13 protein-coding genes are annotated in these 13690 nt (G+C 69.7%); 6 read left to right on the plus strand and 7 right to left on the minus strand.

The window, feature by feature from the left end:
• Window positions 1-34: 34 nt before the first annotated feature.
• A complete protein-coding gene (locus KUM49_RS20350; protein WP_217238317.1) occupies window positions 35-793 on the plus strand; it encodes a PaaX family transcriptional regulator C-terminal domain-containing protein in 759 nt (252 codons plus the stop codon).
• A 64-nt stretch (window positions 794-857) separates the two neighbouring features.
• On the opposite strand, the gene KUM49_RS20355 is transcribed toward KUM49_RS20350, so the two are convergent.
• Window positions 858-1652: a pectate lyase gene (locus KUM49_RS20355; protein WP_217238318.1), complete on the minus strand. Its 795-nt coding sequence runs from the start codon at window positions 1650-1652 to the stop codon at window positions 858-860.
• Window positions 1653-1683: 31 nt separating this feature from the next.
• A complete protein-coding gene (locus KUM49_RS20360) occupies window positions 1684-2661 on the minus strand; it encodes a polysaccharide lyase family 1 protein (protein WP_217238319.1) in 978 nt (325 codons plus the stop codon).
• A 294-nt stretch (window positions 2662-2955) separates the two neighbouring features.
• Here KUM49_RS20360 and KUM49_RS20365 point away from each other — a divergent pair, with 294 nt between their 5' ends.
• Together KUM49_RS20365 and KUM49_RS20370 are read left to right on the plus strand one after the other, a co-directional pair.
• Complete coding sequence (locus tag KUM49_RS20365; RefSeq protein ID WP_254401534.1) at window positions 2956-4053, plus strand: non-reducing end alpha-L-arabinofuranosidase family hydrolase; 1098 nt, start codon at window positions 2956-2958, stop codon at window positions 4051-4053.
• A 64-nt stretch (window positions 4054-4117) separates the two neighbouring features.
• On the plus strand, window positions 4118-5440 hold the full coding sequence (locus tag KUM49_RS20370) for a PHB depolymerase family esterase (protein ID WP_374200182.1): 1323 nt from the start codon (window positions 4118-4120) through the stop codon (window positions 5438-5440).
• A 97-nt stretch (window positions 5441-5537) separates the two neighbouring features.
• Here the strand turns inward: KUM49_RS20370 and KUM49_RS20375 are convergent, their stop codons facing one another.
• Entirely contained in the window at window positions 5538-6617 is a 1080-nt protein-coding gene (locus KUM49_RS20375) for an NADH:flavin oxidoreductase/NADH oxidase (RefSeq protein ID WP_217238320.1), read from the minus strand.
• 121 nt (window positions 6618-6738) lie between these two features.
• Between KUM49_RS20375 and KUM49_RS20380 the strand changes: the two genes are divergently transcribed.
• Window positions 6739-7089, plus strand: a complete 351-nt coding sequence (locus tag KUM49_RS20380) for a helix-turn-helix transcriptional regulator (RefSeq protein WP_217238321.1) — start codon at window positions 6739-6741, stop codon at window positions 7087-7089.
• Here the strand turns inward: KUM49_RS20380 and KUM49_RS20385 are convergent.
• Together KUM49_RS20385 and KUM49_RS20390 are read right to left on the minus strand one after the other, a co-directional pair.
• On the minus strand, window positions 7012-8397 hold the full coding sequence (locus KUM49_RS20385; RefSeq protein ID WP_217238322.1) for a nucleobase:cation symporter-2 family protein: 1386 nt from the start codon (window positions 8395-8397) through the stop codon (window positions 7012-7014). The genes KUM49_RS20380 and KUM49_RS20385 overlap by 78 nt on opposite strands.
• Before the next feature lie 128 nt (window positions 8398-8525).
• Entirely contained in the window at window positions 8526-9872 is a 1347-nt protein-coding gene (locus tag KUM49_RS20390; protein ID WP_217238323.1) for an FAD-dependent oxidoreductase, read from the minus strand.
• A 209-nt stretch (window positions 9873-10081) separates the two neighbouring features.
• On the opposite strand from KUM49_RS20390, the gene KUM49_RS20395 reads away from it, so the two are divergent.
• The gene (locus KUM49_RS20395) at window positions 10082-10546 is read left to right on the plus strand and encodes a DUF6214 family protein (protein WP_217238324.1); all 465 of its coding nucleotides are present in this window, start codon (window positions 10082-10084) and stop codon (window positions 10544-10546) included.
• 60 nt (window positions 10547-10606) lie between these two features.
• Here the strand turns inward: KUM49_RS20395 and KUM49_RS20400 are convergent, their stop codons facing one another.
• Window positions 10607-11260, minus strand: a complete 654-nt coding sequence (locus KUM49_RS20400) for a DUF305 domain-containing protein (protein WP_217238325.1) — start codon at window positions 11258-11260, stop codon at window positions 10607-10609.
• 192 nt (window positions 11261-11452) lie between these two features.
• On the opposite strand from KUM49_RS20400, the gene KUM49_RS20405 reads away from it, so the two are divergent.
• Window positions 11453-12955 (plus strand): LVIVD repeat-containing protein, encoded by a 1503-nt coding sequence (locus tag KUM49_RS20405; protein WP_217238326.1) that lies wholly within the window; start codon window positions 11453-11455, stop codon window positions 12953-12955.
• Here KUM49_RS20405 and KUM49_RS20410 read toward each other — a convergent pair.
• Entirely contained in the window at window positions 12943-13644 is a 702-nt protein-coding gene (locus KUM49_RS20410) for a TetR/AcrR family transcriptional regulator (protein ID WP_217238327.1), read from the minus strand. The two genes, KUM49_RS20405 and KUM49_RS20410, sit on opposite strands and share 13 nt — an antisense overlap.
• Window positions 13645-13690: the final 46 nt, after the last annotated feature.

Consider the following 13690-nt stretch of genomic DNA (forward strand, 5'->3'; position numbering starts at 1 on the left):
TGCAACATGAAGGCCGCCCGTAAAGTACGTGCCCATGCGGATGAACGCGACGGCGCAGCCCGGCGAGGCCGACCTGCGCCCCCTGTCCGCGCGGTCGGTCGTCCTGAGCCTGCTGCTGGGTGTGCATCCACCGGAGCTGGCGGCGAAGGACCTCGTGCGCGCAGTGGAGCCGTTCGGCGTCGGCGGGTCCACCCTGCGGGCGGCGCTCAGCCGGATGACGGCCGCGGGGGATCTGCGGCGCACCGACGGCGGCTACCGCCTGAGCGACCGGCTGCTGGAACGCCAGCGCCGCCAGGACGACGCCGTGCACCCGCACACGCGCGCGTGGGGCGGTGACTGGGAGATGGTCGTGATCACCGCGACGGGTCGCGGCCCCGCCGAACGCGCCGATCTGCGCTCCCGGTTGGCCGCTCTCCGGCTCGCCGAGCTTCGCGAGGGCGTCTGGCTCCGGCCCGACAACCTGCTCCGGCCGCTGCCCGGCGGCCTCGACCAGGTGGCCCAGCACTACGTGGCCCGCCCTGATCGGCCCGCACGTGAACTGGCGGCGAGCCTGTGGCCGCTCGACTCCTGGTCCGGCACGGCTCGGGCACTGCTCGCCCACGTCGCCCGCGCGGACCGGCCGGCCGGCCGCCTCACCGCCTTCGCGGCCGTCGTGCGCCACCTGCTCGCCGACCCCGTGCTGCCGCCCGAACTCCTGCCCGCCGACTGGCCGGGCGCGGATCTGCGCGCCGCGTACGCGGGCTACCAGCGGGAGATCACCGGGGCGGCGTGGGCGCGCGGGCACCGGGCATGACACGGCGGCCGTGCGAAGCGCCGTGCGGGGACGCTTCGTACGGCCGCCTTCACCAGGGGGCTGACTACCTGTAGGTGACGTCCGAGGTGCTGTACAGGCAGTTCGTGCTGTCGGGACCTGTTCCGACAGCGGTGTTGTTGTTGTACTTCTGGCAGGGAACGACCTTCCGGCTGGAGTCGTTCAGGATCGTGATGTTGCGCAGGGTGGCCACGTCGTTGCGGTTGACGTTGATGCCGACGAGCCGGGCGGTGGTGCCTGTCCCGGTCACCTCGATGGTGTTGAGGTTGACCTTCCGCGTGTACTGCGTGGAGCAGTCACCGCAGGAGCGGTAGAGCGTCTTGAACTCCTGGACGGCGAAGTTGGAGATGTTCAGCGTGCCGCCGCCGTTGTGCTGGAAGACCTTGTCCGCGGCCTTCTTCGCGCCTCCACCGATCACGTGGTAGGTGGCACTCGTGCCGCCCCGGAAGGTGGCGGCGTCCTCGCCGACGTCCTCCCACCAGACGTTCTGCAGCGTGCAGCTGCCCTCGCAGTGGATGCCGTCGGCGGCCGGGCCGCCGAGGATGACGTTCTTCAGCACCGCGCCGTTCGCGAGCCTGAAGATCGGGTCCTGTCCCTCCTCCTGGCCGTCGCCGGCCAGGGCCCCGGTGCCGTAGAACCGCTTCATCGCGTAGTCCTTGGTGCCGGACACAGCGATGGTGGCGGAGGTGCCCTGGCTGCCGTTCGCGGTGGGCCAGGTGGCGGCGTTCGCCGGAGTGGAGAGGGCGCCGTCTGTCATGATCATGCCAACTGCTAAGCCGAGAGCGGCCAGCATGCCGGTCAGCGGGCGCACGCGGGTGCGCGGATGTGCCGAAGAAGTCATGTCCCGAATCCTTCTTCCGTGTCGGGGGTGGTCAGAGCTTTCCGGTGCCCGCGCCGCTCGTCACCGAGGCGACGACGGAGGAGGCGGGCTCGGCGGTGTAGCTGTACGGAGCGGTGGTGAAGGTGCCGACCCGCGAGATCTCGGTGGCGGCTCCACCCAGGTCGTTGCCACGCAGGTTGGCGAATCCGTCGACGTCACTGCTGCGGTTCGTGGTGACCGCGACCTTCGTCGAACGGAAGACGTTGTTCTCCACGAGCATCTGAGCGCCCATACGGGAGTGCACGGCGGTATCGGCGCCGACGACGTAGTTGTCGTAGAAGTGTCCGGTGCCGAAACGCAGGCTCGGGATGCGCGAGTAGACGTTGCTGAACTGGTTGTGGTGGTACGTCACCTTCAGGTGCCCGGTGTCCTCGCTCGCGTTGTTGTCGCTGTGACCGGCGAGCGAGCCCTTGAAGTGGTCCTTGAAGGTGTTCCAGGACACCGTGACGTTGTCGGAGCCGTGGTTGATGTCCAACAGCCCGTCGTAGTAGTCCTTGTCGTGGTCCCGGTCGGCCGAGAAGGAGTTGTGGTCGATCCACACCTTCGTCGACGCCTCGACGGTGACGCCGTCGGCCGGCGCGAGCGGCTTGCTGATGTTCAGGTTGCGGATCACCACGTTCGTGACCTTCTTCAGGCGCAGCCCGCCCCCGGTGAACCCGGACGACGAACCGACGCCCAGGACCGTGGTGTTGGAGCCGACGTCGACCTGACCGCTCAGCGGGATCAGGCCGTTGACCTTGACGACCTTGGCCGAGTTGCCGGTCACCGCCGTCTTGAAGGCGGCCAACGACGAGACCGTGACCGCCGTGGCGCCGCCGCCGCCGGTCGCGCCGGCGCCGAAGCCGATCGGTGAGTTCTCGGCGGCGCCGGCCGGCTGGGGGACGGCCAGCACGGCGACCGTCGCGAGAGCGACCGCGCCGGCCGCTAACACTGATCTTTGCGTGTGTGTATGTGGGGGGAGAGTACGCATGCGGGTGCGTCCCTTCACGGTGCTTGACGGTTCATGTGCGTGACCGTTGTTCGTCATGATGATCGCCATGGGCGTACAGAGTGGCCGTGTAGGCGTGGGGTGGTCCGACGCGGTCACACTGCTGAACGGAACGTAGAGGGCAAGCGCTTTCTAGTCAACGCTTTGCGCAGAACACATTCGGTCGCCCTGGTGGGCGGGCGAGCGAATTCTTTCGTTGCGTGGGAGCGCTTCCACGTCAGCCATGTGCATGCCACGATGCTCGGCGGGTGCTTTCCTTCCGTGAGAGGCCGGTCGATGACGACTCCACGTATACGTACGTACGTCAGTGGGCTTGTGCTCGCCTTACTGGCCGTCGGTCTGGCGGCCCTGTCGCCCGGCCCGGCGGCCGCCGGTGACCTGGGGGCCGGTCGGCCGGACCCGCTGCCCGGCTCCTTCACCTGGTCCTCGACCGGCCCGCTGATCGCTCCCCAGCCGGACGCCGGTCACCCGATCGTCTCGGTGAAGGACCCGACGGTCTTCCGCTACAAGAACCGCTGGCACGTCTACGCGACCACCGCCGACACCGCCGGCCGGTGGAGCCTGGCCTACAGCAGCTTCAAGGACTGGTCCCAGGCGGCGGCCGCACCGCAGACCTTCCTGGACGCCAACCCGAACATCGGCAACCGCTACGCCGCCGCGCCCCAGGTGTTCTACTTCGCCCCGCAGAAGCTCTGGTACATGGTCTACCAGACGGGTCCGCCGTCCTACTCCACCACCACCGACCCCTCCAAGCCGGAGAGCTGGAGCGCCCCGCGCCACTTCTTCGACAGCGAGCCCCCCGTACTCACGGAGAACAAGGGCAACGGGTTCTGGCTGGACTTCTGGACGATCTGCGACAAGACCGACTGCTATCTGTTCTTCTCGGACGACAACGGCCACCAGTACCGTTCGCGGACCACGCGCGCCGAGTTCCCGAACGGGTTCCGCGACACCGAGATCGTGCTGGCCGAACCCAACCGCTTCGACCTCTTCGAGGCGAGCAACGTCTACCGTCTCGGCAAGAGCGGCAAGTACCTCATGCTCGTGGAGGCGCTGGCCACCAAGTCCGACTGGCGGCGCTACTTCCGGGCCTGGACGGCCGACAGCCCGGGCGGCACCTGGACCCCGCTCGCGGACACCGAGGCCAACGCCTTCATTCGCGCGAACAACGTGACCTTCGAGGCCGGGCAGCCTGCCTGGACCAAGGACTTCAGCCACGGCGAGCTGATCCGGGACGGCGTCGACCAGACCCTCACGATCGACCCCTGCCGACTGCGGTTCCTCTATCAGGGCATGGACCCGTCGGCCGGCGGTGACTACTCGCAACTGCCCTGGAAGCTGGCCTTGTTGACCCAGACGAACTCCGCCTGCTGAACGGCCACAGTCAAGGAAACGCCGTACCACGTCCCCTGAGCCGCGACCAGAAAGGGACAAGGACGTGCCCAACACCCCCCGTAACCCCCGTAGAAGGCCCCTGCGTTCGGTGCTCGTGACGCTGCTCGCGGCACTGGTGCCGTTGCTCGCGGCCACCCTCCTCACCGCGCCGACGGCCTCGGCCCGCCCCGAACGGGCAGCCGCGGCCCCCACCGCGACGCTCACCGAAGTCACGGACTTCGGCCCCAATCCCAGCAACCTCCAGATGTACCTGTACGTGCCGGACAGCGTCACCGTGAAGCCCGCGGTCGTGGTCGCCGTGCACTACTGCACCGGCTCCGGACCGGCCATGTACTCCAACACGGAGTGGGCCTCTCTGGCCGACCGCTACGGGTTCGTGGTCGTCTACCCCTCGGTCACCCGCGCCAGCAAGTGCTTCGACGTCTCCTCGCCCCAGGCGCTGAAGCGGGGCGGCGGCAGCGACCCCGTCGGCATCAAGTCGATGGTCGACTGGGTCAGCCGCACCTACTCCGCGGACCCGGCGAGGATCTTCGCCACCGGCATCTCGTCCGGCGCGATGATGACGAACGTCCTGCTGGGCGACTACCCCGACGTCTTCTCGGCGGGCGCCGCCTTCTCCGGCGTACCGTTCGGCTGCTTCGCCACCACCGACGGCTCCGAGTGGAACAGCGCCTGCTCGGGTGGCACGGTGACCCACACCCCGCAGGAGTGGGGCGACCTGGTGCGCGCCGCCTACCCCGGCTACACCGGGCCCCGGCCGCGCATGCAGGTCTGGCACGGCACCGAGGACGACGTGCTGCGCTACCCCAACTTCGGGGAGGAGATCAAGCAGTGGACGAACGTCCTGGGCGTCAGCCAGACCCCGGCCGCCGGCGACACGCCCGTCGCCGGCTGGAACCGCACCCGCTACGGCGCCACCGGTGACCGTGCCCCGGTCGAGGCGATCAGCCTCCAGGGCATCGGCCACAACCTCTACGTCACCGGCATGGCGGCCCGCGCCCTCACCTTCTTCGGCCTGGACAGTTCGGGGCCGGCGCCCCAACCCCAGCCCGGCTCCTGCAAGGTGACGGCCTCCACCAACGCCTGGAACACGGGCCTCACCGCTTCCGTCACCCTCACCAACACCAGCACGACGGCGATCAACGGCTGGACGCTCGGGTTCACGCTTCCGACCGGCCAGACCATCACCAACGGATGGGGCGCCACGTACACGCCGTCCTCCGGGGCGGTGACGGCGACGAACGTCTCGTACAACGGCACGCTTGCCCCGAACGCGAGCGTCACGCTCGGCTATCAGGCCAACCACACCGGGAACAGCGCGGCTCCGGGTGCGTTCACGCTCAACGGGACGGCCTGCACGGGGTGACGTTCCGGGGCGCAGGGCGGCCGGGGTCCCCGGCCGCCCCGCGACCGTGTCGTTGTCAGTAGGGCAGAAAGCGCCCCCTGCGCCAGGCCGGCGATGCTCAGACCGACCGGTGGTACTGGTCCGGCACGTGCACGTCCCCGCCCAGTTCCCGCGCCGCGAGCCTGGCCCACGAGGGGTTGCGCAGCAGCTCGCGGCCCAGGAACACGGCGTCGGCCTCCTCGTTGACCAGGATCTTCTCGGCCTGTTCGACGTCGGTGATGAGGCCGACCGCGGCGACCGGGAGGGACGTCTCGGCCTTGACACGAGCGGCGAAGGGCACCTGGTAGCCGGGGCCGGTCGGGATGCGGACGCCGGAGGCGTTGCCGCCGGAGGAGACGTCGAGCAGGTCGATGCCGTGGGCCCGCAGATCGCGGGCGAAGCGGACGGTGTCGTCCGGCGTCCAGCCGCCCTCGGCCAGCCAGTCCGTCGCCGAGACGCGGAAGAACAGCGGCTTGTCGTCCGGCCACACCTGCCGTACGGCGTCGACGACTTCGAGGGCGAAGCGGGTGCGGTTCTCGTACGAGCCGCCGTAGGCGTCGGTGCGGTGGTTGGAGTGCGGGGAGAGGAAGTTGCCGATCAGATAGCCGTGGGCGCCGTGGATCTCGGCGATCTCGAAGCCGGCGGCGAGGGCGCGACGGGCCGCGTCCGCGAACTGGCCGACGGTCTCCCGGATCTGGTCGACCGTCAGCTCGGTCGGCACCGGGTGGTTCTCGTCGAACGCGAGCGGGCTGGGACCCACCGGCTGCCATCCGTACGCGTCCGGCGCGAGCGGCGCGCCGCCCGTCCAGGGCCGGTCGGTCGAGGCCTTGCGGCCCGCGTGGGCGAGCTGGATGCCCGGGACCGTGCCCTGGGACACCAGGAAGCGGGTGATCCGGCGGAACGCCTCGACCTGGGTGTCGTTCCAGATGCCGAGGTCGTACGGGGAGATCCGGCCCTCGGGGCTGACGGCGGTGGCCTCGACGACGATCAGGCCCGTGCCGCCGGCCGCGCGGGCCGCGTAGTGCGCGAAGTGCCAGTCGTCGGGTGCACCGGCGTCCGGTCCGTCCGGTGCCGCCGAGTACTGGCACATCGGGGGCATCCACACTCGGTTGGGGATGGTCACGTCACGCAGGCTGAGGGGCTGGAAGAGGGCGCTCATGAAGAACTGCTCCGATCGTCGCGGGCCGATGGACGACTCGTACGATAGGCATCGTAGTACGGTGGATGTCAAACTACGAGACCCCTCGTACAATGGGACACCCCGAGCATGTGGAGCAGCCGTGACCTCCCCCGCCGTCAGTAGCCGTGACCTCCCGCATCCGGCACGCGAGGAGGTCCGGCTCGAAGCCGTGCTGCACGCGTTGTCGGACCCGATGAGGCTGCGGATCGTGCGAGAGCTCGCCGCAGTCGGCGACGAGCTCTCCTGTTCGCGCTTCGACCTGCCCGTCACCAAGTCCACGACCACGCACCACTTCCGGGTGCTGCGGGAGGCCGGAGTGATCCGGCAGGTCTACCGGGGCACGGCCAAGATGAACGGCCTGCGCCGGGACGACCTAGACGACCTCTTCCCGGGACTTCTCGACGCCCTCCTCGATGCCGCCGCCCGGCAGGCCGTCCGCGTCGGAGGGTGACCCCGCCCTCGCCGGCAGGTGGTTGAAGAGCAGGTTCAGGACGATCGCCGTCAGGCAGCCCGCGCTGATGCCGCTGGTCATCACCGTCTGGAACCAGTCCGGGAACTTCTCGTAGATCGTCGGCACGCCGACCGGCAGCACACCCATGGCGACCGAGACGGCCACCACGGTCAGGTTGTTGTTGCCCCTGAAGTCCACCTGGGCCAGCGTCCTCAGGCCGCTCGCCGCGACCGTCCCGAACATCACCAGGCCCGCTCCGCCGAGGACCGGCGCCGGGACGGCCGCCACCACCGCGCCCAGCTTGGGCAGCAGGCCGAGCAGGACGAGGATGCCGCCCGCGACGGCGACGACCCAGCGGCTGCGGACCCGGGTCATGCCGACCAGGCCGACGTTCTGCGCGTACGCCGTGTACGGGAAGGTGTTGAAGACGCCGCCCAGGACGGTGGAGAGGCCGTCGGCGCGCAGGCCGTCGGACAGGGAGCGCGAGTCCACCTTCCGGCCGGTCATCTCGCCGACCGCGATGAAGTCACCGGTCGTCTCGGTCATGCACACCAGCGCAACCACCAGCATCGAGATGATCGCCGACGCCTCGAAGGTGGGCGTCCCGAAGTGGAACGGCGTGCTGATTCCGACCCAGTCGGCGTCCCCGACCCCGTCGAAGTCGGTGAAGCCGAAGGGCACGGCGACCGCCAGTCCCACGGCGATGCCGATCAGCACCGCAATCCGGCTCAGGAACTCCGGCCCGAAGCGCTGGACGCCCAGCACCACCGCGAGCACGAAGGCGGCCAGAGCGATGTTCTTCGGCTCCCCGAAGTCCTCCGCGCCGACGCCGCCCGCCACCCAGTTGCCCGCGACCGGCAGCAGCGAGATGCCGATGACCAGGATGACCGTGCCCGTGACGAGCGGCGGGAAGAACCGCAGCAGCCTGCCGAAGACCGGCGCGAGCAGCACGATCGCGAGCCCCGCGACGATCACCGAGCCGTAGATCGCGGGCAGTCCGCCGCCCGTCGTACCGATGAGCACCATCGGCGACACGGCCGCGAACGTACAGCCCTGCATGATCGGCAGCCGCACACCGAACCGCCAGAAGCCGATGCACTGGATCAGCGTGGCGATACCGCACACCAGCAGGTCGGCGGTGATCAGGTACGCCAAATCCGCGGCCGACAGCTTCATCGCACCGCCGACGATCAGCGGCACGGCCACCGCGCCCGCGTACATCGCGAGCACGTGCTGGAGGCCGAAGGCGGCCAGTTGGCGTACGGGTGGGACCTCGTCGACGGGATGCGCGGGTGCGGTCGTTGCCATGGGCACTCCAGAGCGGCGGATGGCTGGGGACATGCGAACAGCACGTGACCGTACGAGGCTTGAACAGTTTGTTGATTTCTGTGCTGTTGCCGACGTGTGTCATGCCCACCCAGTTGTCCGCGAAGCCGCTAAGGAGCGGTCGAGCGCGCCGCCATCAGCAGGGACTCCCAGTCCGGCAGCTTCACCACGCCCCGCCCGAGAGACGCCCCGAGCTCGGCCTCGGCCCGCTCGATCGCCTGCCAGCCCGCCCACTGGACGGGACGGATCCCTTCGGCGCGCAGCGCCTCGAGCGGGTCGCCGGGGAGATCTTCGTGTACGAGCAGGGGGGCGTCCTCCAGCAGCGACGTCACCGTCTCCTTGGCGCACGGACGGTTGGTGCCGATGACGCCCGTCGGGCCTCGCTTGATCCAGCCCGCCACGTACTCGCCCGGCGCGACCGCGCCCTCGCGCAGCACCCGCCCGGCGACATTGGGTACCGTGCCGCTCGCCGGATCGAACGGCAGCCCCTCCAGCGGCACCCCGCGATAGCCCACCGAACGCAGCACCAGCTGGGCCTCGATCTCCTCGAAGACGCCCGTGCCCGTGACCCCGCCGCGCCCGTCCGGCGCCGTCCGCTCGAACCGCACCGCGCCCACGCGCCCCGCGTCGGCGAGGAGTTCGACGGGCCGCAGAAAGAACCGCAGCCGGATCCGATGGGGTGCGGGCTGCTGTGCCCCGCTCTCCGCCCAGCCGCGCAGCACCTCCACGTTGCGACGCTGCGCCGCGGGCAGCCCGGACGGGTCGACGTAGGCCGGGTCCAGGGCCAACTCCGCCGGGTCGACGGCGACTTCGGTGCCCGGCAGGGCGCCCAGCTCGCGCAGCTCCTTGGTGGTGAAGCGGGCCTGGGAAGGGCCGCGCCGCCCCACCATGTGGACCTCGCTCACCTGGCTCGCGGCCAGCGCGGTGAGCGCCGCCTGCGGCATGTCGGTCGGGCTCAGCTCCGCGAGGCCCCGGGCCAGCATCCGCGTGACGTCCACGGCGACGTTCCCCACGCCGATGACCACCGCCGAGCGGGCACCGATCACGAAGCCGTCGGCCGCGGAGTCGGGGTGCGCGCTGTACCAGGACACGAACTCCGTCGCCGACCAGCTGCCGGGCAGGTCCTCACCGGGGATCCCGAGGTGCCGGTCGGTCGCGGCGCCCACGCAGTACACGACGGCGTGGTACAGCTCGCGCAGTCGGGCGGCCGGCACGCCCCCGGGGCCGACCGGGACACCGCCCAGGAAGCGCACCCGCTCGTGCTCCAGGACCGTGCGCAGATTGTTCTGCAGCGACTTGATCTTCTCGTGGTCCGGCGCCACGCCGTACCGCACCAGGCCGTAGGGGCACGGCAGCCGGTCCAGGACGTCGACACGCACTTCGGGGTCCTGCTGGACCAGGTTCTGGGCGGTGTAGCACCCGCTCGGTCCCGAGCCGACGACGGCGACATGCAGCACGGCGGAACTCCTCACCCAGGGACCCGGGGGGTCGACGGGAGATCGCTGTCACCTCCAGCATGGCACCGCCGCCGCTCCGCTGACAGGGTGCGGTGCGCCGGATGAGCACGCGTGTCCGTTCGTATGGAATGTGATCATGCGGTTACGTTGCGTGTGTGCTAGAAGCATCCTTTCTTCATCTTTCCGATCGGTGTCCGACGGACGGCACCGTGTCCGTGTGGCCCGCGTGGGAAGTGCGGGAGAACGAGGGCGCCGTGACGACGGCATGGTTCGACGTCCGGCTGGAGTTCGGCGACGGCGCCCGGGTCGACGCGCTCGCCGTGGTGTCCCAGGGGCGCGTCCGCCTGGAGGACGTCCGGGCCCAGCCGGCCCTGTCCCTCGACGACCTGGCCGTGCTCGCGGACTGGATCGAGGACCCGCTCGCCGAGGTCTCGGGAGCCGGACCCGAGCCCGAACCCGAGGCGGCCGGGTCGCGCCGCGCCCGCCCCGCCTGGCCGCGCGGCGTCGAGGGGCGCCGGCTCGTCGCGCAGGAGTACCGGACGGCCCAGGAGCGGGGCGTCGACCCCGTGCTCGCGGTGATGTGCGCGACCGGGCACAGCCGCCGCAAGTCGCTGCGGCTGATCGCCCAGGCACGTGACGCCGGCTACCTGACGCCACGTCACGCACGCCGCTGAAGCGGCCCGCTGGGCGGTCGGCCGCTCAGCAGGCAGGCCGGGCCGCGGCCCGCAAGAGGGTCACCCCATGTCCCGCATCCGCGTGATCTCGCTGGTCTGCTGAGCCACCACCTCGTCGGCCATCTCCTCGATCCGGATGTTGTTGCCCTGTCCCTTCACGTCCGTGGCCATCGTGATCGCGCCCTCGTGATGCGTGATCATCAGGGTCAGGAAGAGCTCGTCGAACGCCTCGCCCTTCGCCGCGCGCAACTTCTTCAGCTGGGCCTCGGTCGCCATGCCGGGCATCGAGGCGTGCGTGTGGCCGTCGCCCTTCTCGTCCTCGCCGTGCTCCGACAGCCAGGCCCGCATGCTCTCGATCTCCGGCCCCTGGGCGGCGGCGATCCGTTCGGCGAGCTTTCCGAGCTTCGACGACTCGGCGCGGTCCGGGACCAGTTCGGTCATCGCGAGGGCCTGGGCGTGGTGCTCGATCATCATCCGCGCGTAGGCGATGTCGGCCGAGTTGGGGGAGTCGTCGTCGGTGCGCTGCTGCGCGGCGTCCTCGGCGGACATCGTCCGGTTCGCCTCCCCGGGCTGCCCGGGCACGAGCACCGAAGGGCCGGTCCGGGAAGCCGACTTCGCATCCGACCCGGATTCGCAGCCCCCGAGGCCGAGCACGGCGAGGGTGGCCAGCGAGGCCGCGGCGAAGGGTGCGCGGTACGCACGGGGGAAGGGCACAACGACCTCCTGTGGCAGGCGGGGCGGGGGACACCTCGTGAGTGTCGAAGACCGTCCTAACACGCTTGGAGGTGTGACTGATCAAAAACCTTCATTACGTCTTCGTTGCCCCCTGTTGATATGTGCATGGTGAAGACGATACTTCGGTGGTGCGTGAGCCGTTCCCCCGCGAACGGAACTAGGGAGGAAACAGTGATCCTGTTGAAAGAACCCCGAACGCGTCACAGACGACTGGGAGTTGCCGCCACAGCGGTGGGCCTCCTGGCAGCGCTGCTGACGGCCGGTCCGGCGGCCGCGACCCCCGATCCCGGGGACGCTCCGGCCGCGAGCGAGGAGGTGTCCAGGAGCGACGAGGCCAAGGTCCGTGCGGCGATAGCCGAGGGCGAGATACCGGGCCAGGACGAGATCGTCCACTCCGGCAACATCGAACACCTCGCCAACATCCCCAAGGACGTCCTGCCGGGCACCAATTCGGACCTGGCCTTCCAGGGCAGGTACGCCTTCTCCGGCAACTACGACGGCTTCCGCATCTTCGACATCAGCAACCCGAAGGCGCCCAAGACCGTCTCCCAGGTGCTGTGCCCGGGCTCGCAGAACGACATCTCCGTATCCGGCAACCTGCTCTTCCTGTCGACCGACTCCTCGCGCAGCGACAGCAGTTGCAACAGCACCACGCAGCCCGCCACCGAGAAGTCGTCGTGGGAGGGCATGAAGGTCTTCGACATCAGCGACAAGACGAACCCGAAGTACGTCGCCGCCGTCGAGACCGCCTGCGGCTCGCACACCCACACGCTGGTGCCCGAGCGCAGGAACGTCTACGTCTACGTCTCCTCGTACTCACCGAACGCCACCTACCCGGACTGCCAGCCGCCGCACGACGGCATCTCCGTGATCAAGGTGCCGCGCAACGCCCCCGAGAAGGCGGCGGTCGTGGGCTTCCCGGTGCTCTTCCCCGGTGAGGGCCCGGACGGCGGCGGCAACCCCGGTGCGCCGACCAACCCGGGCGTCTCCAAGACCACCGGCTGCCACGACATCACCGTGCTGCCCTCGAAGGACCTGGCCGCGGGCGCCTGCATGGGTGACGGCATCCTCTTCTCCATCAAGGACCCGGAGAACCCGAAGGTCATCGACCGGGTGCAGGACAACGTGAACTTCGCGTTCTGGCACTCGGCGACCTTCAACCAGAAGGCCAACAAGGTCGTCTTCACCGACGAGTTGGGCGGCGGCGGCGCGGCCACCTGCAACGCGGAGATCGGCCCGAACAAGGGTGCCGACGGCGTCTACGACATCGTCGGCAAGGGCGACTCCCGCAAGCTCGTGTTCCGCAGCTACTTCAAGATCGCCCGCCACCAGGCGGCCGTCGAGGTCTGCGTGGCCCACAACGGCTCGATCATCCCGGTCAAGGGCAAGGACATCATGGTCCAGGCCTGGTACCAGGGCGGCGTCTCCGTCTGGGACTTCACCGACTCCGCCCGCCCGAAGGAGATCGCCTACTTCGAGCGCGGCCCGGTCAACACCGAGCGGCTCACCACGGCCGGTTCCTGGTCGGCGTACTACTACAACGGCTACATCTACTCCAACGACATCGCCAAGGGCTTCGACGTGCTGAAGCTCAACGACCGGCGCACCGACCCCGCGAAGCGGGTCCGCCTGGGCGAGCTCAACGTCCAGACGCAGCCGGACTACTTCGACTGAGTCGTCGTACCGGTCCCGGGGTCGCACTCCGGTGCGGCCCCGGTGGCGAAGAACCGTGACAGCTCCCTGTCGCAGGTCCCGCCGGACGCCGGCTCGGTGTCCGGCGGGAGCCCCGACTCCCGCTCGAGCCGGTACCGCTTGAACAACTCGGCCCGCAGCACCGGCACGGACATCGGCACCCCCGGCACCAGGGCCGCGAAGACCGCACCCATCAACAGGGCGCGCAGCATGGCGTAGTCCGCGTCGACGTCGTCGGAGCCGTGGCGGGCGACGGTGTCCCGCAGCAACTGGGACAGACGCTGCTGCTCCGGGCACTGCACGAAGCCCTCGGACTGCAGGATTCCGGCCATGTGCTGGCGCATCAGCACCGGGTGATCCCGCGCCAGCCCCAGGATCGCGTCGATGGCCCGTGCCATCCGCTCCCGTCCGTCCTCGGTGCGCGGCTCGCGCTCCAGGGCCTCCTCCAGCGTGCGGTGCATCAGCCGGTGCACGGCGGACTGCACGAGTCTGCGCTTGCCCGGGAAGTAGTACGACACCAGACCGCGCGCCGAATGGGCTCTGTCCGCGATGTCGCCGAGTGTGGTCGCCTCGTACCCGCGCTCGCCGACCAGTTCGACCGCCGCCTGCAGAAGCCGCTCCCGGGAACGTCGGCGCAACTCTTCATTGACCGAGGCGCTGCGCGGGGACATGCTGTAACTCCTGCGTTGACTGGCTATCAGCCAACTATACTCAGCG

Source organism: Streptomyces sp. AC555_RSS877, assembly GCF_019049245.1.
In the GTDB taxonomy this organism is placed as follows: Bacteria; Actinomycetota; Actinomycetes; order Streptomycetales; family Streptomycetaceae; genus Streptomyces.